We start from the raw sequence: 20,261 nt of genomic DNA, 5'->3' as shown, positions 1-20,261 counted from the left end.
GGATATGGCGAGCGGCAACGTGAACCGGCAACCTTCGCCCCCCAGGGTGTTCGTCGACGTCGACGTGCAGCGCGACTTCTGCGAGGAGACCGGCGCGCTTTACGTGAAGGGCTCGCCGAACGCGCTGTTCCGCAGGCTCACCGAGCACGCCGTCGCGCGCGGGATCCCGATCGTCGGCTCGGTCGACTCGCACGCGTGGGACGCGTGGGAGTTCGGGTCGAACGACACGCCGGCGCCCGAGGGCGGCAAGCCGGGCTTCCCCGATCACTGCGTGAAGGGGACGCCGGGCTGGCTGAAGGTCGAGGGGACGCTGCCGCCGCGCTTCCGCTTCATCCCCAACGTCCCGCGCGCCCCCATCGACGCCGCGGTGCGCGAGCTCGCGACGGGCCAGACCCACGGCGTCTACTTCGAGAAGGAGGTCTACAGCCTGTTCGCGAACCCCCTGGCCGAGGGCTTCCTGCGCGAGCTCGCGGCGGCGCTCGGCGGCGCGCCGGAGTTCGTCGTCTACGGCGTGGCGACCGACTACTGCGTCCGCGCCGCCGCCCTCGGCCTGGCGCAGCGCGGCTACCGCACGACGCTCCTCACCGACGCCGTCGCCGGCATCACCGAGGCCGGCGTCGCCGCCGCGCTCGCCGAGGTGCAGGCCGCCGGCGTCACCCTCGCCACGTCCGCGGCCGTGCTCGGCTGAAGGTCGCCTCGCGCGGCGCCGCCCGCGCGGCGGCGCCACGCGACGACCTCGTCAGCGGCCCGCCGGGGAGCCCGTCGGGTCAGGGTCGCTCGGGTCGCCCTGCGCGCGCAGCGACGCGCAGAGGTCGACGAGCGGCTGCGGCTTGTCGAAGTGCCACCCCTGCGCGTAGTGGATGCCCATCGACGTGAGCAGGTCGGCGATCTCCTGGTTCTCCACCTGCTCGGCGACGGTCTTGATGCCGAGCGTGTCGCCGATGCGGTGCACCGACTCGACGATCGCGCGGTGGAGCGTGTTGTCCTGGAGATCGCGCACGAACATGCCGTCGATCTTCACGTAGTCGACCGGCAGGCTCTCCAGGTAGCCGTACGAAGCGTGGCCGCTGCCGAAGTCGTCGATCGCGAACCGACAGCCCATGGCGCCGAGCTCCTGCATGAACCACAGCACCTCGCCGAGGTTGGCGAGCGCCGCCGTCTCGGTGATCTCGAAGCAGATCTTGCTCGGCGGCACCTGCGCCCGGTGCAGCTGCTCGACCAGGAAGTCGAGCAGGCCTTCGCGCAGCAGCGACACGCCCGACAGGTTGATCGAGCACGTGTCGAGGCGCCGCAGCGCGTGCTGCGGCATCGCGCCGATCAGCCGGAACGCCTGCCGCGCGACGTAGCGATCGATGACGTGGATCAGGCCGCTCTGCTCCGCCGCCTGGATGATGCCGACCGGCGAGTAGAACCGCCCGTCCTCGCCGAGCTGCCGCACGAGCACCTCGAAGTGCGCGCCGTGGGGCGCGTGCGCCGCGCCCGGCTTCACGAGCGGGTGGATCCCCTGGGAGTAGAGCCTGAGCCGGCCCTCGGCGAGGTGGCGCTGCAGGCTCGCCACCCACTGCATCGAGCGCCGGCTCGTCGTCATCTGCTGGTCGTCGAGGTAGACCTGCAGCCTCCCGCGCCCGTTCTCCTTCGCGATCCGGCACGCGTGATCCGCCGCGCCGAGCACGTCGACCGCCCGCTCGAAGTGGGGGGTCAGCACCACGAGCCCGATGCTCGCGCCGATCGAGAACGTCTTCTCCGCCCACCCGAACCGGAACTCGAGCAGGCAGATCTGCAGGTCGCGCGCGATGCGCTCCGCCTCCCGCTCGCTCTTGTTCGCGAGCAGGAGGACGAACTCGTCGCCGCCGATCCGCCCGGCCGCGTCCTGCGGGCCGACGATCTCGTGCACGCGCGTCGCGACCCACTGGAGCAGGTCGTCGCCCGCCTCGTGCCCGCACGTCGCGTTCACGAGCCGGAACCGATCCAGATCGATGTAGCAGAGCGCGTACGGCGTCCCCGTCTTCCTGCAGTCGTTCAGCGCCTCCTCGATGCGATCGATGATCGCGTACCGATCGAGGAGGCGCGTGAGCGCGTCGTAGCGGGGCTTGGCCGGGTGGATCGGCAGCGGACCCGGCGCGCCGAGCTCGCGGAAGAGGATGAGCTGCCCGGGGGCGGGCGGCGGCTTCGAGTCGCGCTGGCCCTCGCGCGTGGGCCGCCCGGTGAGCGCGCCGATCGTGTGGAGGATCGGGATGACGGACCCGTCGCGACGCTCGAGCAGCGCCGTGTAGCGCCCCGACGGCCTCCCCGAAGGGCCGGCGTCCGGCGCGGCGAGCGGCGCGCCCGGCGTGCGCAGCGCGCCCTCGTCGATGATCACCGGGGCGAGCGGCGCCACGGGCTCGCGCCGCGGCGTGAGCGCGGGCGCCGCCTTCGCTGGCGCCGCCTCGTCGAACAGCTCGTTCATCTCGCCGACGTCGATGTCCGGCTCTCCGCTCGCCGTGCCCGCCGCGGGGATCAGGCGGAGCACGCGATCGAGCAGCGCGCCGCGCGCCTCGACGATCGACCAGCCCGTCAGCCGCTCTGCCGCGCCGTTGAAGCGCACCACGCGCTGCTCGGCGTCGATCTCGATCACGCCGACATCGACCTCGGACAACCACGCCGCAAGCTGTTTGTCCGGCGAGCCGCGGTGCGCGTCCGAGCGATCGAACGCGGCGTGCAAGCCCGACTCCGGCCGGTCATCGATCTTTGCCACCACCCCGTCATGGTAGTTGCATTCCCGGAGAAGCGGACTTGTTAAGCGCCGACGGCGCGGAAACTCGACGGCCGCGACCCCCCGCTGGGGTAGGCTCGGGGCCATGGGTGGTCACGAGGAGAACAGGTACCCCCGGACAGCCCCCAGCGCCGTCGCTGCCGCACTTTCACGGACGTCGCGGCGGTTTCACGACCCTCGCCGGGCCCCTGCCGGGCGCACGGCAGGCGAGGTGGAGGACAACGCGTTGCGTTATCAGGGCGCGTTGGGGTCGGATGGCGGCGAGGGGGCGTGGGTCGCCCTCTGGAGGGGCTGAGGCGATGGGGCTCGTCCTGTTCGGTCTCACCGGCGGCCTCGGATCTGGCAAGAGCACGGTGGCCGCTCGGTTTCGCGCGCAGGGGCTGCCGGTCATCGACGCCGACGCGCTCGCCCGCGAGGCGGTGGCGAAGGGGACCGAGGGGCTCGACGAGGTGGTCCGCGCCTTCGGCCCGGAGGTGCTGCTGCCGGACGGCTCGCTCGACCGCGCGCGCGTCGCCGCGGTGGTGTTCGCGGATCCGGGCAAGCGCCGGCAGCTCAACGCGATCGTGCACCCGCGCATCGCGGCGATCACGCTCGAGCGTGCCGCGGCGCTCGAGGCGCAGGGCGAGCCGCTGGCGTGCTACGAGGCGGCGCTCCTCGTCGAGAACCGGGTCGTCGACGCGTTTCGGCCGCTGGTGGTGGTCGCGGTGCCCGAGGCGGTGCAGATCGCCCGCGCGATGGCGCGCGACGGCGCGACCGAGGACGAGGTGCGCGCCCGGCTCGCCGCGCAGCTCCCGCTCTCCAGCAAGGTCGCCGTCGCCGACTACGTCATCGAGAACTCCGGCGATCGCGCCGCGACCGAGCGGCAGGCCGACGAGGTGCTCGCCTCGATCCGGGCGAGGTTCGCGCCCTCCGGCGCCGCCCGTCCGGACCACTGACTTGATGCGCAGTGCCCGGCGTGGAAGGCTCGCGGCCGGCCGATGACGTCGTTCAAGTCGAAGCTCGCGCGGCTCGGGCCGCTCCCGACGGAGCGGCGCAGCGGCGCGCCGCTCGCTCCCGCGCCGGCGTCGCACGCCCGCGGCGTCGCGGCGGATGAGGCTCAGCTGCCCGCCGCGCTGACGCCGTCGGCGCTCGCCGCGGGCGAAGCGGCGCCGGACGCGGGCGAGGCGGCGCTGGCTGCGGGCGAGGCGGCTCGGGCGGCGGCCGCGGCGGGTCGGCCAGCCGCCGCGCCGCCCGCCGCGGCGGGCGCTCGACCCTCGCTCGACGAGCTGCGCGAGCGTATCTCCCGCATCGTCGCCCGGGGCGCGCCGCCCACGCCCAGGGCCGACCCGGCGCGCGGCGAGCTCCCCTTCCACGTCGAGCAGATGCCCGGGGGGCCTCTCTACGTGAGCCGCACGCGCTCGCTCGCGGCGGCGCGCGTCGGCCGCGCGCCGCTCGTCGCCGCGCGCGACGCCGACCCGGCGATGCTCGCGCTCCTGGCGCTCGACCCGGCGCTCGCCGGCTGCGACGTCCGGAGGGCGCTGTTCCTCGACACGGAGACCACCGGCCTCGCCGGGGGCACCGGCACGGTGCCGTTCCTGATCGGCCTCGCCTGGTTCGACCCCGGGGGGGCCAGCGCGGGGCCGCTCGGCGAGCCGTCGTCCGACGGCTTCGTCATGGAGCAGCTCCTCCTGCGGCGCCTCGGCGAGGAGGAGCCCATCCTGCGGCGCCTCGCCGAGCGCCTCGCCGGCGCCTCGATGATCATCACGTACAACGGCAAGGCGTTCGACATGCCGCTCTTGCGCACGCGCTACGTGATGAACCGCCTCCCGCCGCCGCCGGAGCTGCCGCACCTCGATCTCGTCCACGTCGCGCGCCGCATCCACAAGGCCCGGCTGAAGACGCGCACGCTGATCGCCCTCGAGCACGACGTGCTCGGCCGGGTGCGCGTCGGCGACGTGCCGGGCGGCGAGATCGTCGCGTGCTACGCCCACTTCCTGCGCACCGGCGACGAGGAGGCGCTGCTCGGCGTGGTCGAGCACAACGCGGCCGACGTGCTCGCGATGGTGGCGCTCGTCGGCCTCTACGGCGAGCCGCTCGGCAGCCTCGCCGCCGGCGATCTCGCCGGGGTGGCCGCGACGCTGCGGAGGGCGGGCGCGCTCGATCGCGCGGCCGAGCTCGCGGACGCGGCCGTCGAGCGCGGCGGCGGCGCGGCGGCGCGGCGCGCGCGCGGCGATATAGCGAAGGCGCGCGGGGACAAGGCGCGGGCGCTCTCGGACTACGAGGCGCTCGCCGCCGAGATCGACGACCCCGCGGTGCGCCTCGAGCTGGCGAAGCTCTACGAGCACCACGTCCGCGCCTTCGCCCGCGCGCTCGAGCTGGCCGACCAGGGCACCGCCGAGCCCGAGCCCGCGCAGGCGCGCCGCCGAGCCCGCCTGCAGCGCAAGATCGACCGCCGCTCGGGCGGCGCCGCCGCGCTCGCGCTGCCGTTCGAGCAGGTCGAGAGCGCGGCCGCGGGCTCGGGCTCCGAGCGCGCCGCCGCGCCACGGCGCGAGGGCGAGGAGTGAGCGGGCGCGCCTCGCACCGCGGCGGAGCCGGGCGCCACGCGGGAGCCAGGCGCCGCGCGGCGCGCCAGGCCCCGGGAGCGCCTGGCGCCTCGCACCTGCGCGGGGCGCCATGCCCCGGGAGCGCTGCGCGCCTCGCGTCCGCGCGGCGTCCCCGGGCCTGGCGCGCCGGCCGGGATCCGCGCGGTCGGCGAGCGGCCGAGCCCTCGCCCGGGCGTCCGGGCGAGCCAGTCGAGAAATCCATCGGTGTGGCTTCTCGCCGAGGCGCGCGTGGGCTAGGGTGCGGACGATGATTACCGTCGGCTGCGCCGGTTTCCCCGTCCCAGCGACGCGCTATTTCCGCGAGTTCATGTTCGTGGAGGTGCAGGAGACCCATGTGTCCCTCCCGGGACCTGGAACGATCCGGCGCTGGAGGCGCGAAGCTCCGGTCGGCTTTCGCTTCGCCCTGCTCGGTCCCCGCGAGATCGGCCAGGAGGGGTTCCGGGACGGCAAGGTCATCGAGACGGCGCTGAAGAGCATCGAGGCCGTCGCGGACGAGCTCGAGGCGAAGAGCGCGGTCTTCGTCGGCCCCCCGGAGTTCACGCCGACGCGCGCGAACAAGGCCATCCTGCGCGACTTCCTGGTGAACGTGAAGAAGCGCTTCGACCGCGTCGTCTTCGAGCCGCCGCCCGGCTGGGATCCGGACGAGAGCGACGAGCTCACGCAGGAGGTCGGCGCCCTCGCCGCGCGCGACCCGCTGACCGCGGGGCTCTCGCGGCTGAAGGTGGCCTACTACCGCCTGCACGGTCCGGCGGGGCACAAGTCCCGCTACGAGGACCCGGCGATCGAGCGGCTCGCCGAGATCGCGCGCGGCGCGAAGCACGACGACGCGACGTACGTGTTCACGAACGTCGACATGTTCGCCGACGCGAAGCGCTTCAAGAAGGCGATGAAGCTGTAGGGCGCTGCGCGCCATCACGCCGGGGATGTTCCCGGCAGGTCCTGCCTCCGGTCTGTGGGTTGCTGACGGCCCAGTCCAGGGGCGTCCGAGCGGCTCTGATTTCGGGCCCGGTTCCTGCCCTCGGCGAATCTGCTAGGCTGCAGCTCATGACCCTCCCGGCCGAAGATCTCCTCGATGAGGCGATGAAGCTCCCCGAGAGCGAGCGGCGTGTCCTCGCGCTGCGGCTGCTGGAGAGCGTGGGCGACGATTCGCCGGAAGACATCGAGCGCGCATGGGCCGAGGAGGCCCGGAAGCGCCTCGACGACATCCGGTCGGGGCGTTCCCAGCCTGTCGCCTGGGACGAGGCCCGCCGCCGCATCTTCGCGCGAGGCTGAGGTGCCTCGCCGTCCTGTCGTCCTCGCGATAGAAGCAGAGCGAGAGGCCCACGAAGCGTTTCTTTGGTACGCCGCGCGCGCCCCGAACGTCGCCGATCGCTTCGAGGCGCAGGTGATCGCAGCGTTCGGCCGCATCGCCGAAGCTCCTGAGCAGGGCCCCGAGATCGAGCCCGGTGTCCGGCGCCAGGTGCTCCAACAGTTCCCCTACGGGCTGCTTTACGTCGTCGAGCCCGATCGCATCCTCGTGCTCGCGGTCATGCACATGCGCCGCCGCCCTGGCGTATGGCGGGGTCGCGGCCCATGAGCTCGGGCGAGGGCCACGGCGCCGCGCGTCGCGCCGCTCAGCCCTCGGCGCGCCGGCGCCGCCAGCGCTCCGGCCGCGTGAACAGCGCCATCGCGACGCTCGCGACCGCGGCGGCGTACCACGGGATGTCCTTCACGGTCCCGTAGACGGTCTGCGCGCGCATGAACCGGGCCTCGCCGAGGAGCGACTGCTCCTTGAACGTGTCGCCGTGCACCACGACCCGCCCGACCGGGTCCACGATCGCCGAGACGCCGCTGTTCGTGGCGCGCACCAGGTAACGGCGGTGCTCGATCGCGCGCATCTTCGCGAGCGCGAGGTGGATCCACGGCTCCGTCGTGTTGCCGAACCAGGCGTCGTTCGTGAGGTTGACGAGCAGGTCCGGGTCGCCCGCGGCGACCAGCTTGTTCACGAAGTGCGGCAGGATGTCCTCGTAGCAGATCATCGCCGCGAGCCGGTGGCCGTTCCACTCGAGCGGCGCGAGCGACGTGCCAGGGCTGAAGCGGCCGGAGTTCGGCGACAGCGTGTAGAGGTACGGGACCGCGTCGCCGAGCGGGAGGTACTCGCCGAAAGCGAGCAGGTACTGCTTGTCGTACCGCCCGAGGATCTCGCCGTCCTGGCCAGCCATCAGCGCCGTGTTGAAGCTCACGCCGCGCTCGTGCGTGTTGGGAGGGAGCCGGTGGATGACCGTGCCGACCACCGTGGGCACGCCGAGCCGGCCAGTGAGCGAGCGCTGGACCTCGTTCTTGTAGGCCGACTCGCGGAACGCCTGCGGCACGCCGGCCTCGCTCCACACGACCAGCCCGGCCCCCTGCTTCGCGAGCGCGCGGGTCCGGTCCACGTGGATCTTGAGCGCCTGCCGGCGGTCGAAGAGCGCGAGGTTCGGCTGGACGATCCCGATCTTGATCGGCTCGGCCGCGGCGGCGGCCGCGTCCACGGCGCGCATCCGGATGACGCCGTACACGGCGGCGAGCGCCGGGGCCGCGATGCCCACCGCGAGGACCGCGCGGTCGAGCGGGCGGCCGCGCGTCACGCTGCGGCGCGCGCCGGCGTCGTGGTCGGGGCGGGGCGCGTCCGGCCCGCCCTGCGACGCGGCGCGCGGCGGCGCGCGATCCAGCCGGAACTTCACGAGCTCGGCGATCGCGAGGTTCGCGGCGACGAGCACCAGGCCGACGAGGTAAGGGCCGCCGAGATCGGCCACCTGACCCATCACCGGCGCGTTGTGGACCGAAGCGCCGTAGTACCAGGGGAAGAGCAGCGGAAAGACGAGCTCGCTGGTCACGAACGCGAGCGCGAAGACCACGGGGCCCGGCCAGCCGCGCGCCTCGGCCCGGCCGTAGAGCCAGCCGCACAGCGCGATGCGCCCCGCCTGGTAGGCGCAGAGGATCGCCATGAAGAGCGCGCAGAGGATCGTGGGGAATCCGCTGAACACCCGGAGCATCTCGAGCAGCCAGTAGAAGCCGGTCATCGTCATGACGAAGCCGGCGATCCAGCCGAGCAGCGCCGCGCGCCCCGGCGTCTGCCCGCGCAGCGCCACGATGAGCGGAACGAGGCCGAAGAACGAGATCGGCCAGAGATCCATCCCCGGGAACCCGAGGAAGTAGAAGAACCCGCTGAGCGCCGCGAGCCCGTAAGCGAGGCGCGCGGGCAGGGGCCGCGCCTCGCCTGCCGCGCTCGCGGCGTTCGCGTCGCGCGGCGCCTCTGGCCGGGGGAGGCTCGCGGCCGCTCCGCCTCCGGGGTCTGCGCTGGCAGCCTCGCTCTCTTGCTGGTGCGCGGTCGTCATCGGGAGCGCCGGGGGAAGGAGAAGCAACGCGCCGTGGCGGCGCGGGGGAACAGGAGGGGGCCGGGCATGGCGGCCCCCGTATTGAAGGGGCGACGCCGCTACGTCAACCCGCTCGGCGCGGCGCGGTGACCCGCTCGGCGCGGCGTGGCGACCCGCTCGGCGCGGTGCGGTGACTCGCTCGGCGCGGCGTGGCGACCCGCTCGGCGCGGTGCGGTGACCCGCTCGACGCGGTGCGGTGACCCGCTCTGGATGGCGCGGTGACCCGCTCGAGACGGGATCAATTTCGCTCGACCTGGGCATATCGACCTGGTCGACGCGGCGGTCCGACTGCACCCGGCGCGGCGACCCGCTCGGCGCGATCACGACGGCGCACGAGCGGCGTGGCGACCCGCTCGACCCGCGGGGACGCCTCGAGCGGACGACCCGGACTTTGCCGCGTCGGCGACCCCTGACCATCCAGCGGAAAGTCGCGCAGAACGTGCCTGGATCGCGTTGTTCGTGACTAGTATGCGCACGTAGAGCCCATGTCGAAGATCCTTCATATCGAGGACGATCCCGCGAACCGCCTGCTCGTCCGCAAGCTCCTCCAGAACGCCGGCTACGAGGTCCTCGAGGCCGCCGATGGGCTCGAAGGGGTACGTCTCGCCTGTACCCAGCGCCCCGACCTCGTCCTCGTCGACCTGAACATCCCGGGCCTCGACGGGTTCGAGGTCACGCTGCGGCTGCGCGGCGAGGCGTCGCTCGCCGGCGTCCCCATCGTCGCGATCACCGCGGAGGGCGACCGGGACACGAGCCTCGCCGTCGGCTGCGACGGCTTCCTCCAGAAGCCGATCGACGCGCGCTCCTTCTCGGCGGTCATCGCCCGCTACCTCAGCGGCGCGCGCGAGGAGCTCCCGGCGTCGCAGGGGCCGCTCAGGCTCCGCGAGCAGAGCCAGCGCATCGTCGCCCACCTGGAGCAGAAGGTGGCCGAGCTCTCGCGCGCCAACGCCCGGCTCCGCGAGCTCGACGCCGCGCGCACCGAGTTCTACCGCAACATCTCGCACGAGCTCGCGACCCCGATGACCCCGATCGTCGGGTACGTGAAGCTCCTCGCCGACGAGGAGCTCGGCCCCCTCAACAAGTCCCAGAAGAAGGCCCTGCTCGCGATGGAGGACTGCGTCCGCAGGCTCCGCTCGCTCATCGACAACCTGCTCGACGTGACCGGCATCGAGACGGGCCGGATGCGCTTCATGCACTCCGAGTACGACTTCCTCGACACGACGCGCCGCGCCCTCGCCCAGGTGGCCGACCGCTTCGCCGAGGGGAAGGTGCAGCTCGTCGAGGACCTGCCGCGCGGCCCGCTGCCCGCGTGGGGCGACGCCGGGCGGCTGCAGCGCGCCATGATCCAGCTGCTCGAGAACGCGGCGAAGTTCACGCCGGCCGGCGGCACGGCGGGCGTGCGCGTCACCGTGCTCCAGTCGGGGCACTACGAGCTCTGCGTCGCGGACACGGGGCCCGGGGTCAAGGCGGACCGCCAGCCGCGCATCTTCGAGCCGTTCTACCAGATCGACGGCTCGGCCACGCGCGCCTACGGCGGCGTCGGCGTCGGGCTCGCGATCGCCCGGCGCACCGCCCGGGGGCTCGGCGGCGACGTGCGGGTCCTGTCGCCCAGCAACGAGATCATCGAGGGCGAGACGCTCACCGGATCGGCGTTCTACCTGACCGTCGCCCGCCGGGCGCCCCTCCAGGACGACCCCAGCTCGCCGGGCCGGCTCGGCCCGCCCTCCTCGCCGCCCGCCGATCCGTCGTCCCTCTGATGCGCTCGGCGGCTCGCGTCATCTACCTCGACTGGAACGCCACGACGCCGCCGCACCCCGAGGTCCTCGCGGCGATGCAGGCCGCCGCCGAGGTGGCCTGGGCCAACCCGGCGAGCGTGCACGGACCAGGGCGGCGCGCGCGCGCCTTCATCGAGCAAGCGCGGGAGGCGGTCGCCCGCCTGGTCGGCCTCGACGCGCGCGACGTGACGCTCACGTCGGGCGGGACCGAGGCGAACAACCTCGCGCTCGCGCACGCCTTCGGCGACGAGGCCGAGGGGGCGGGCGCGGCCGGCGCGCCGTCCGCCGGGGCGGGCGCGGCCGGCGCGCCGTCCACCGGGGCGGGCGCGGCCGGCGCGCCGCCGTGGGGGCGGCTCCAGGGCGCGCTCGTCGTCTCGCGGATCGAGCACCCCTCGGTGACCCGCGCGGCGGAGGGGCTCGCGCGCCGCGGCGTCGAGGTCGCCTGGGTCGATCCGGAGCCGTCTGGCCGGGTCGCGCCGGAGGCGCTCGCGGCCGCCCTCGATCGAGCGGCGGCGGTGGCGCCCGTGCGGCTTGTGAGCCTCCAGGCGGTCAACCACGAGACGGGCGTCATCCAGCCGGTCGCCGAGGCGGCGGCGATCGCGCACGCCCGCGGGGCGCGCCTCCACGTGGACGCCGTACAGGCGGTGGGGCGCCTCCCGCCGGAGGCGTGGGCCGGGGCGGACCTCGTGTCGGTCGCGGCCCACAAGATCCGGGGGCCCAAGGGGATCGGCGCCCTCGCGGTGCGTCCGGGCGTCCGGCTCCGGCCCGTCCTGCTCGGCGGGGCCCAGGAGCGCGGGCTCCGGCCCGGGACGCAGGATCCGCTCGCCGCGGCCGGCTTCGCCGCGGCCGCCCGGCGAGCGCTCGACGCCCCCGCCCGCTACGCGGCCCTGGCGCCGCTCCGCGACCGCCTCGAGGCCGCGCTCATCGAGGCCGGCCGCGCGGCCGGCGCCGCGCCGCTCCCCAACGGCGAGAGTGTGCGCGCCCCCCACATCACGAACCTGTCGTGGCCTGGCTGGCGCGGCGACGAGCTCTGCGCTGCCCTCGACTTGGAGGGCGTCGCCGTCTCCAGCGGCTCGGCGTGCAGCGCCGGGACCGCCGAGCCGTCCCCGGTCCTCACGGCGATGCTCGGTCCCGAGCGAGCGGCGTCCGCCGTCCGGTTCTCGATCGGCGACGAGACGACCGAGGCCGACGTCGCCGAGGCGGTGCGCCGCGTGGCCCGCGTGCTCGCCCGCCTGCGGTCGCTTCCAGCCGGAAGCTGAGTCGATCCAGCGGCTTACCCCGAGCCCATTCGTTCTTGAACCAGTCCTCGAGCCATTCCGGACAACCGCGGAGAGAAGGATGAGTCCACAGGGGTAACTCCGCGCAGCGACTGATGTTTCTCGGGGGGGTGTGGATTCTTTTTATCGATCCATTGAATGGATCGAATCGGTCGTCTTCCTGGGAGCCTGTTCAGCAATGGCTCCTGGTCTCGATCTCGCATGAGACCTTGATCATATCTACATGATATTGCTAAATAATTTGCTGAACTACGGGATCGACCTACGGAGCTTCCGGACGGCGTCGCCGCACGCGATCGCGCGGCCACGGACGCATTGCTCGAGGCAATGCGGCGCAAGTTTTCTGTAGATCACGGGCGCGACCCGCGGCGCTGCCAGGGGATCTCGCCGCGGGCGATCGCCCTCGTCGCAGCGGCGCATCCGCGCGGCAGCGCGGGTCGGCGGCTCTCGGGCTACGCGCGCGGCGCGCGGCGCTGCCGGACGACCTCGTAGAGCGCGATCGCGCCGGCGACCGAGGCGTTCAGCGAGGCAATGGGGCCGGTCATGGGAAGCCGGGCCACGTGCTGGCAGACGCGGCGGACCGAGCGGCGCGTGCCCTTGTCCTCGGCGCCGATGACGATCGCGACCGGGCCGGTCAGGGGCAGCTCGCCGAGCTCCACCGGGCCTTGGGCGTCGAGCGCGATCGAGGCCACGCCCCGGGCGGCGAGGGCCTCCAGGGCGTCGGGCAGGGAGCGGACGCGGCAGAGCCTCGCGTGCTCGATGGCGCCCGCCGAGGCCCGGAACGTCGCCGGGGTGAGCGGTGCGGAGCTGTGCTCTGGCCACAGGATCGCCCGGGCGCCCAGGGCGACGGCGCTGCGGATCACGGCGCCGAAGTTCTGCGGGTCCATCACGCCGTCGAGCGCCACCGTGATCGTGCCGGCGCCGGGCTGGCCCTCCTCGACGACAGGGATCGCCTCGACCCCGACGATCTGGAGCTCCGGCGCGGAGGCGACGGCCCCCTGATGGCGGCCGCCGGCGCTGCGGCGATCGAGCTCGCCGCGCGGGGCGCGCTCGGTGGGGATGCCCTGGCCCTCGGCGAGGCGCGCGAGCGCGTCGAGCTTGGGGCCGCCGTCCCGCTGGACGAGGACCCAGCCGACGCCGGCGCCGTGGGCGCGGATCGCTTCGCGGACCGGCTGGAGACCGTAGACGAGGCGGCTCACGTCAGCGCGGAGGGTGCAGCGTGTGCGCGATCTCCTGGACGATCGAGCGCGCCGCGGCGAGCGGATCGGCCGCGTCGCGGATCGGACGGCCGACCACCAGGAGATCGGCGCCAGCCGAGATGGCGGCCGAGGGCGTGGCGATGCGCTTCTGGTCGTCGATGCGCTCGCCGTCGGGCGCAGGACCGAGGCGGATGCCCGGCGTCACGATCAGCTCGCCCCGCCCGAGCGCCTCCCGCAGCGCTGGCACCTCCTGCGGCGAGGCGACGAACCCGTGGATTCCGGCGCCGCGCGCGAGCTGCGCCATCCGGACCACGTACTCCGACGCGCTCCCCTGGACGCCCTGCGCGGCGAGATCGCCTTCGTCGAGCGAGGTGAGCATGGTGACGGCGAGGAGGATCAGCTCCTGCGAGCGCGCCGCCTCCTGGGCCGCGCGCCTCAGCATCTCGGCGCCGCCGGCCGCGTGCACGGTCAGGTAGCGGACCCCGAGCGCGGCGGCGCTCGCCACCGCGCCCGCCACCGTCGCCGGGATGTCGTGCAGCTTCAGATCGAGGAAGACGTCGAGCCCGAGCGACTTGCCGATCTCGACCGCGCTCGGCCCCTCGCGGACGAACAGCTCCAGGCCGACCTTGAGCACGCCGACCGACGGCGCCACGCGCGTCGCGGCCGCCCGGGCGTCCTCGAGGTTCGGGTAGTCGAGCGGGAAGACGAGCCTGCGGCGCGCCTCGTCGAGCGAGCTGCCGCCGAGGCTCGTCCGCTGCCGCACGAAGCTGGGGTTGCCCATGCCGGTGACCCTGTCTCCGATCACAGGCAGCTGCAGAGCGGATCGCCAGGGGCGCAGTTGCAGGGCGCCTTGGCGCCGCCGCCGCTCGCCGGAGCGCCGCCCGCGGCCGGACGGCCGCCGCCGCCGCGGCGCAGCTGCTCCTGCTTCTGCTGCTCCGCCTCGAGCTGCTTCTGGAGCGAGAGGCGCGTCGCCTCGTCCTTGGCGCTCGCGAGCTGATCGCGCAGCCCGGACATCTTGGACTCGGACTCCTTGAACTGCGCCTCGAGGCGCTTGTTCGCCTCCTCGAGCTCGCGGGTCCTCGCGGCCTCGGCCGCGATGCGCGCCTCCTGCTCCTGCGCCGACTTGACGGCGACGACCGTGATGACGCCGACCACCAGCGCGCTGGCGATGGCGCCGCCGATGAGGAGCTTGCGCAGCTTCTTCTTCGACTCGTCCTGCTGCAGCGCCGCGAGCGAGCGCTCGTGGTGCTGCTGCGCGGCCATCGCCTCGAGCCGCGCCTTCTGCTCGGCCTCGACGCGCGCCTTCTCGATCTCGGCCTGCCGGATCGCCTCGAGCCGCGCCGCCTCTTCGCGCGCGCGGCGCTCCTCGCTGCGACGGCGCTCTTCCTCGGTGCGGATGCGCAGCTCCTCGGCCTCGCGCGCGGCGCGCTCCGCCTCGACCCGGGCCTTCTCGGCGGCGGCGGCGGCGGCGGCCTTCTGGGCCTCTTCGGTCTTGATTCGGTCCTCCTCGAGGTTCATCAGCTCCTTGAGCGAGAACAGGACCGAGCTTTCCTTCTGTTCCGACATGACCTCGTGGCTCCTTCGATCGAGCGCGTGCGGTTTGGCTACCAAGGGGCGGTGCGGAGAACCTGCGGGTCGCCCTGCGCGGGGCCACCAGGCAGGAGGATTGTGACCCGCAGAGCGGCTTTCACGCAATTATTCGCGACCACCGCGACCCTCGTCGTGCCGAGGGACCACGTAGCCGCCAGGCAGAGATTATCGCCGTGGTGCACCGCGGGTACCAGCGGAAATCGCAGCGCTCCGTCCCTTCCAGCCGTGTCACCTGTAGCGCGGGCAGCGCCGGCCCTGCCACCCTGGCCACATCTGCCACGTCTGCCACGTCCGTTTCCGAGAACCGTCCCGCAGGTCACGCCGGGCGACCTGTGCAGTCGGCGAGGGTGACCGGGGCATGCCCGGGCCAGGAGCGCCCGATATGGAGCGGACATCGCGGCGCCGCGCGCGACGGCCCCGTTGGATTCTCGATGGCTCTCCGGTAGGTTCGCGCGCCCATGGCAAACGTCATCAAGGCGCACATCACCGGTACCGTCTGGAAGATCGAGGTCAAGCCGGGCGACAAGGTCGAAGAGGGAACCGTCGTCGTCATCCTCGAGTCCATGAAGATGGAGATGCCCGTCGAGGCGGAAGATGAGGGCACGGTCGAGGAGATCCTCGTCACGGAGGGGGCGTCGGTCACGGAAGGCGCCCCGCTGATCAAGCTGGCCTGACCGGCAAGGCAGCCCAGCGCGCCAGCGCGCGGTCCGCTCCCGGACGGACCGCGCGACCGCCGTCCGGGCGGTCACTCGCGCCAGAAGAACTTCCAGGGGTTGTGCTTGAGGTCGCGCGCGAGCTCCTGCAGGTCGTCGAACAGCTGCTCGTCCATGACGAGCGCGCCGACCGTCCCCTTGCCGCGCTTGACGTGGGCGAGGACCTCCTGGGCGTCGGCGGTCGCCGCCTTCGCCCGGCCCGCGATCTCGGCGATGTCGTCGAGCGTCTTCTTGATCTTGGCCTGCTCCGTCTCGCTGCCCACCGTGGCCGAGAGCCGGCGCGCGTTCGCGAGCGTCTCGCGCGCGTCGTCCAGGAGCGGCGGCAGGTCGCGCGCGGCCGTGCCGCTCACCTGATCCGCGTTCGCGAGGATCCTGTCGATCTGCGGGTTGTTCACGTACTTCTGCCGGGCGTCCTTCACGAGCTCGGTGCCGTCGAGGCTGATCTGCTCGACGTTCTCGGCGATGCGGTCGAGCCGATCCTGGTTCCTGTGCATGAAGTCGCCGGTGCCCTTCAGCGTCTTCCGCAGCCCGTCGAACGCCTCGCCGACCTCCTCCCGGTGCTCGCGCATCGCCGAGACGGTCGCGTGCAGGAGCTCGTAGCCCTCGGCGAGGAGCATGTCGAGGCGCGGCGGATCGAGCCCCCGGACGACAGCGTCCTCGGGGAGCACCGGCCTGTCGCCCGAGCCAGGCTCGATCGCGAGGAACTGCTCGCCGAGCACGCCCTGCGTCGTCACGTAGAAGGTGGCATTGTCGTGGATGCTCTGCTGGTAGCGTTCCTCGATGCGCAGCTGGATCCGCACGAGCGGCTCGCGCCGGCCGTCCTTGCCGAGCTGGCCGCCGCGGAAGTGGATCTCGCTGAGCTTGCCGACTTCCACCCCGGCGATCTTCACCGGCGCCCCGGTCTGGAGGCCGCCCGGGTTGTCGAAGTCGACATAGATGGAGTACTTCGGCTGGAAGTTGACCCCGCCCATCACAAGGATGAACGTGGCCAGGAGCCCGATCGCCGTAAGGATGAGGATCCCGACTTTGACCTCGATCGACCGCGGGCTTGCCATGGGCCTTTCATCTTCTCCGATCTGGCGGCGGGGAGGGGAGGGAAATAGGCCTGGATCTGCGTGCCGCAGCGCGCATTTGCAGACCAGCACCGTGACGCTTCGCGCTGCCTTTGTCGTGACGCAACCGCTCTTGCCCCAGAAGCCGCGATGATTTCGTTCCGGAATGTCAGAAAATCCTTTGGCCCCAAAGAGGTGCTGAAGGACGTCTCGTTCGACGTCGCCGACGGCGAGGTGTTCTTCATCATCGGGCAGTCGGGCGTCGGAAAGAGCGTGCTCATCAAGCACCTCGTGGGCCTGCTCTACCCGGACGGCGGGGAGATCTGGCTGGACGGCGAGGACGTGAGCCGCTTCGACGAGGCCCGGATGTACCCGGTGCGGATGAAGTGCGCGATGGTCTTCCAGCACTCGACGCTGTTCGACTCGATGACGTGCGCCGAGAACGTCGCGCTCCCGCTCCGCAAGCACAAGGGGCTCAAGCCGAAGGAGGCGCTCGCGGAGGCGCGGCGGCGCCTCGAGCAGGTGCGCATGCGCGAGTTCGCGGACCGGTTCCCGCCGGAGCTCGGCGACGGGATGCGCAAGCGCGTCGCCATCGCGCGCGCGCTCACGCTCGAGCCGCGCTACGTGCTCTTCGACGAGCCGACGACGAGCCTCGACCCGGTGAGCGCGCGCCGCGTCGACAAGCTGATCCGCGAGCTCAGCGACACGCTCGGCGTGACGAGCATCGTCGTGAGCCACGATCTCGTGAGCATCTTCACGATCGCCGACCGGATCGTGATGCTGTATCAAGGGCTCGTCCGCCTGCTCGGCGATCGCGGCGTGTTCCAGAGCTCGCCGGACCCGATCGTGCAGCAGTTCATCACCGGGAGCGCCGAGGGGCCGATCGAGTGAGGCGCGCGGGCGCGCGGGCGCGCGGTGAAGATCACGCGGCCATGGCGCGCGCGCCGGGCTAGCGGAAGATCAGGAAGGCGGCCGCCGAGATCAGCATGTTCAGCACGATGACCGCGAGCGAGGAGTTCACGACCGCCCGCGTCGTCGCCCAGCCGACGCCCTCGCTGCCGCCGAAGGTCGAGAGGCCGGAGTGGCCGGAGACCACCGGGATCGCGGCGCCGTAGGCGAGGCACTTCGCGAGGCCGGTCGCGAGATCGCCCGCGTCGACGAGGCTGACGTTCATGAACGTCTCGGGGCTCACGTCGAACATGCTGTAGGCGGTGATCATCCCCGTGGTGAAGGCGACCGCGGCGCTCCAGACGAGCAGGCACGTGGTCATGAGCAGGCTCGCGATGAACCGCGGCTTGAGCAGGTAATCGATGGGATCGGCCGCGCACATGCGGAGCGCGTCGACCTGCTCGGTGACGACCATCGAGCCGATCTCGGCGGCGATGCCCGCGCCGACCCGCGTGGCGAGCATCAGCGCGCCGATCGAGGCGGCGAGATCGCGCACGAGCAGCTCGAGGTAGGTCGCGCCGAGCATGGTCAGATCCGGGATGACCCGCTTCGCCTGCTGGCCGGCCTGGAAGACCATGATCATCCCGATGAAGCCCATCACGACCGTCAGGAAGAAGAGCGACTTGTTGCCGATCTCGTACATCTGCACGAGCACCGCGCCCGGCTCGCGGCGGCCCTTCACGCAGTAGTAAAGGGTCCTGACAAATACAGAGTAGAGCTCGCGCCCCGACCGGAAGAGCGACAGCGCAGCTCCGCCGAGGGCGGCGACGCCGGAGAGCTCCGGCGCGAGGTCCCGGAGCTCGCTCGAGGGGGGGCCCGCGCTCGCGCGGTCAGGGACGCTCTGGTCGGGGGAGGGCATGCGCGGCGGCGTCGTTGATCGTCAGTCGAGCGTGAACGAGACGAAGTAGTCGAGGATGAAGATGCCGGCGGCCGAGGCGACCACCGTCGCGTTGACGGCGCGGCCGACGCCGGGGGCGCCGCCGGTCACGCCGAGGCCGTACTGGCAGCTCGAGAGCGCGAGGACGACGCCGAAGACGACGCTCTTGACGAGGCCGCTCGTGACGTCGCCGATGCCGAGGAGCCCGCTGGTGAGGCCGTTGTAGAAGACGGCCGGCGCGACGCCGAGCAGGAGATCGCCGGTGAGCGCGGCGCCGAGGAGGGCGAGCGCGTCGGCGAAGATCACCGAGAGCAGCAGCGTGAGGACCATCGCGAGGAAGCGCGGGGCGATGAGGAAGCTCACCGGGTCGATCGCGAGGACGCGCAGGGCGTCGATCTGCTCGGTGACGACCATGGTGCCGAGCTCCGCGGTGTTGTTGGCGCCGACGCGGCCGTTGATCATGAGCGCCGTGAGCAGCGGGGCGATCTCGCGGAGCGTGCCGAAGCCCGCGCCCCAGCCGAGCAGGCCGTGCGCGCCGAAGCGCTCGACCAGCGGCGCCGCCTGGATGACCATGATCGCGCCGGTGAAGAGGGCGGTCACGATGACGATGGGCATCGACTTGAAGCCCATCTTGTAGAGGTTGCGCATGAACTCGGCGCCGTCGACGCGGAGCGTGGCGACGCGCCTCGCGATCTGGCCCGCGAGCACGGCCATGCCGCCCACCGTGGCGGCGATCTGCAGGAAAGTGCCGCCGAGCTGGTGCACGCCGGAGGGCTCCGGCGCGAGCGGCGCGCGCTTCCGCCCCGGGGGCGGGCCGCCGGAGGAGGCGAGCGCCCCCGGGCCACGCGCTGCGGTGCCTGGGCCAGCGGGAGACGTCATGGGCAAAGGGAGCTTAGCCCAAGGCTCCCGCGGCGCGCGGCCCGAACCGACGCGATCCGACCAGCGCGGAGGCCCGGACCGCTGGCCAGGCGGGAGATCGTCCTCTACCTGAAAGCTGAAGGGCCGGCGCGACGGCAAACGCGTACTTCCACGCGCAATGCTGCCTCGCGCCGCGCGCGCCACGCAGGTGGAGCGCGCCGGCCGTCGCGGCCAGCGCCGATGAAGCCCCGTCTCTGGCGGCTCGAGCGTCGTGAAAAGAGCAGAGAAGCGGAGACCATGTCCCAGGAAGCGCGCGTACATACCTCGATCGACGAGCGCCGGGCTGGCCTCCTGGAGGATGGCCGGACGTTCGCCGTCCTCTCCGCGGCGACGTTCGCGCTGAAGGCGATCTTCGTGAAGCTCGCGTACGCCGCGCACCCGATCGACGCGGTGTCGCTGCTCGCGCTGCGGATGGGCATCGCGCTGCCGTTCTTCCTCTGGCTCGCCCGCCGCGAGCGCGGCGCGGCCGCGGAGCCCCTGACACCCCGCCTCTGGGGGGGTGTGCTGCTCGTCGGGTTCCTCGGGTACTACCTGTCGAGCCTGTTCGACTTCATCGGGCTGACGTACATCAGCACGGGCCTCGAGCGCCTGATCCTGTTCGTGTATCCGACGCTGGTCCTCCTGATCGGCGCGGTGTGGCTGAAGCAGCCCGTGCGCGCGAACGCCTGGTGGGCGCTCGCCGTGTGCTACCTCGGCCTCGCGGCGGCGGTCTGGCACGATCTCGAGCAATCCGGGGACGCGCGGGCGGTCGCCATCGGCGGAGCGTGGGTGTTCGCGAGCTCGGTGACGTACGCGCTCTACTACATCGGCGTCGGCAAGCTCGCGTCCAGGGTCGGCTCGACGCGCCTCGCGGCGTACTGCGGGGCGGTCTCGTGCGCGATGGTGCTCGCGCACTACGCAGTGACAGAGAGCCCGGCCAGGCTGGGTGAGCTCCCGGCCTCGGTGTGGGCGTACGCGGCGGCGATGGCGACGATCAGCACGGTGCTCCCGATCGTCCTGCTCGCGGCCGCGATCCGGCGGCTCGGCGCGGGGCGCGCGGCGACGTTCTCGACCCTCGGGCCGGTGCTCACGATCGCGTTCTCGTGGGTCATCCTGGGCGAGCCGTTCACGTGGCAGCAGGCCCTCGGGCTCGCGCTCGTCGTGGGCGGCGTCTCCTGGCTCGGCAAGGAGCGCTGAGCCGGAC

Annotated in this window: 19 protein-coding genes; 11 read left to right on the top strand and 8 right to left on the bottom strand. The window is 72.8% G+C overall.

The window, feature by feature from the left end:
- Positions 1–4: 4 nt before the first annotated feature.
- Positions 5–688, top strand: coding sequence for a cysteine hydrolase family protein (locus tag WME85_RS22695; protein WP_437840883.1), 684 nt, complete (start codon positions 5–7; stop codon positions 686–688).
- Between the two features lie 51 nt (positions 689–739).
- On the opposite strand, the gene WME85_RS22690 is transcribed toward WME85_RS22695, so the two are convergent.
- Positions 740–2,734: a putative bifunctional diguanylate cyclase/phosphodiesterase gene (locus WME85_RS22690; protein ID WP_437840881.1), complete on the bottom strand. Its 1,995-nt coding sequence runs from the start codon at positions 2,732–2,734 to the stop codon at positions 740–742.
- Between the two features lie 317 nt (positions 2,735–3,051).
- Here WME85_RS22690 and coaE point away from each other — a divergent pair, with 317 nt between their 5' ends.
- The 5 genes from coaE (at position 3,052) to WME85_RS22665 (ending at position 6,910) form a co-directional block, all read left to right on the top strand.
- A complete protein-coding gene (coaE, locus tag WME85_RS22685) occupies positions 3,052–3,687 on the top strand; it encodes a dephospho-CoA kinase (RefSeq protein ID WP_437840879.1) in 636 nt (211 codons plus the stop codon).
- Between the two features lie 42 nt (positions 3,688–3,729).
- Positions 3,730–5,295, top strand: a complete 1,566-nt coding sequence (locus tag WME85_RS22680; protein ID WP_437840877.1) for a ribonuclease H-like domain-containing protein — start codon at positions 3,730–3,732, stop codon at positions 5,293–5,295.
- A gap of 286 nt (positions 5,296–5,581) precedes the next feature.
- On the top strand, positions 5,582–6,232 hold the full coding sequence (locus WME85_RS22675) for a DUF72 domain-containing protein (RefSeq protein ID WP_437311521.1): 651 nt from the start codon (positions 5,582–5,584) through the stop codon (positions 6,230–6,232).
- A 146-nt stretch (positions 6,233–6,378) separates the two neighbouring features.
- Complete coding sequence (locus tag WME85_RS22670; RefSeq protein WP_437840876.1) at positions 6,379–6,606, top strand: addiction module protein; 228 nt, start codon at positions 6,379–6,381, stop codon at positions 6,604–6,606.
- Between the two features lies 1 nt (position 6,607).
- Positions 6,608–6,910 carry a type II toxin-antitoxin system RelE/ParE family toxin gene (locus WME85_RS22665; RefSeq protein WP_437840874.1) on the top strand — a complete coding sequence of 101 codons (303 nt, stop codon included), beginning with the start codon at positions 6,608–6,610 and terminating at the stop codon, positions 6,908–6,910.
- Positions 6,911–6,947: 37 nt separating this feature from the next.
- Here WME85_RS22665 and lnt read toward each other — a convergent pair whose 3' ends face one another.
- Entirely contained in the window at positions 6,948–8,690 is a 1,743-nt protein-coding gene (gene lnt, locus WME85_RS22660) for an apolipoprotein N-acyltransferase (RefSeq protein ID WP_437840872.1), read from the bottom strand.
- 524 nt (positions 8,691–9,214) lie between these two features.
- Between lnt and WME85_RS22655 the strand changes: the two genes are divergently transcribed.
- Positions 9,215–10,486 (top strand): hybrid sensor histidine kinase/response regulator, encoded by a 1,272-nt coding sequence (locus WME85_RS22655; RefSeq protein ID WP_437311517.1) that lies wholly within the window; start codon positions 9,215–9,217, stop codon positions 10,484–10,486.
- Complete coding sequence (locus WME85_RS22650) at positions 10,486–11,763, top strand: cysteine desulfurase family protein (protein WP_437840870.1); 1,278 nt, start codon at positions 10,486–10,488, stop codon at positions 11,761–11,763. Before WME85_RS22655 ends, WME85_RS22650 begins: the two co-directional genes overlap by 1 nt.
- Positions 11,764–12,233: 470 nt before the next feature.
- On the opposite strand, the gene WME85_RS22645 is transcribed toward WME85_RS22650, so the two are convergent.
- The 3 genes from WME85_RS22645 to WME85_RS22635 are packed head-to-tail and all read right to left on the bottom strand — an operon-like array spanning position 12,234 to position 14,546.
- Entirely contained in the window at positions 12,234–12,980 is a 747-nt protein-coding gene (locus WME85_RS22645) for a TrmH family RNA methyltransferase (RefSeq protein ID WP_437840868.1), read from the bottom strand.
- Between the two features lies 1 nt (position 12,981).
- On the bottom strand, positions 12,982–13,761 hold the full coding sequence (gene pyrF / locus WME85_RS22640; RefSeq protein WP_437840866.1) for an orotidine-5'-phosphate decarboxylase: 780 nt from the start codon (positions 13,759–13,761) through the stop codon (positions 12,982–12,984).
- Between the two features lie 20 nt (positions 13,762–13,781).
- Positions 13,782–14,546 (bottom strand): hypothetical protein, encoded by a 765-nt coding sequence (locus WME85_RS22635; protein ID WP_437311513.1) that lies wholly within the window; start codon positions 14,544–14,546, stop codon positions 13,782–13,784.
- A gap of 482 nt (positions 14,547–15,028) precedes the next feature.
- Here WME85_RS22635 and WME85_RS22630 point away from each other — a divergent pair, with 482 nt between their 5' ends.
- Complete coding sequence (locus WME85_RS22630; protein WP_437516863.1) at positions 15,029–15,244, top strand: acetyl-CoA carboxylase biotin carboxyl carrier protein subunit; 216 nt, start codon at positions 15,029–15,031, stop codon at positions 15,242–15,244.
- Between the two features lie 71 nt (positions 15,245–15,315).
- On the opposite strand, the gene WME85_RS22625 is transcribed toward WME85_RS22630, so the two are convergent.
- A complete protein-coding gene (locus tag WME85_RS22625; RefSeq protein ID WP_437840864.1) occupies positions 15,316–16,338 on the bottom strand; it encodes an MlaD family protein in 1,023 nt (340 codons plus the stop codon).
- A 147-nt stretch (positions 16,339–16,485) separates the two neighbouring features.
- Between WME85_RS22625 and WME85_RS22620 the strand changes: the two genes are divergently transcribed.
- The gene (locus tag WME85_RS22620) at positions 16,486–17,226 is read left to right on the top strand and encodes an ABC transporter ATP-binding protein (protein ID WP_437311510.1); all 741 of its coding nucleotides are present in this window, start codon (positions 16,486–16,488) and stop codon (positions 17,224–17,226) included.
- 58 nt (positions 17,227–17,284) lie between these two features.
- Here the strand turns inward: WME85_RS22620 and WME85_RS22615 are convergent, their stop codons facing one another.
- Both WME85_RS22615 and WME85_RS22610 read right to left on the bottom strand, forming a co-directional pair.
- Positions 17,285–18,142, bottom strand: a complete 858-nt coding sequence (locus WME85_RS22615; RefSeq protein ID WP_437311509.1) for an MlaE family ABC transporter permease — start codon at positions 18,140–18,142, stop codon at positions 17,285–17,287.
- Positions 18,143–18,163: 21 nt separating this feature from the next.
- On the bottom strand, positions 18,164–19,039 hold the full coding sequence (locus tag WME85_RS22610; RefSeq protein WP_437840862.1) for an MlaE family ABC transporter permease: 876 nt from the start codon (positions 19,037–19,039) through the stop codon (positions 18,164–18,166).
- A 276-nt stretch (positions 19,040–19,315) separates the two neighbouring features.
- On the opposite strand from WME85_RS22610, the gene WME85_RS22605 reads away from it, so the two are divergent.
- The gene (locus WME85_RS22605; RefSeq protein WP_437840860.1) at positions 19,316–20,254 is read left to right on the top strand and encodes a DMT family transporter; all 939 of its coding nucleotides are present in this window, start codon (positions 19,316–19,318) and stop codon (positions 20,252–20,254) included.
- Positions 20,255–20,261: the final 7 nt, after the last annotated feature.

The sequence above is a fragment of the Sorangium sp. So ce1153 genome (genome assembly GCF_051521595.1).
GTDB lineage: Bacteria > Myxococcota_A > Polyangia > Polyangiales > Polyangiaceae > Sorangium.
Note: the sequence above shows the minus strand (reverse complement) of the source record. Positions and strands in the feature narration are given on the sequence as shown.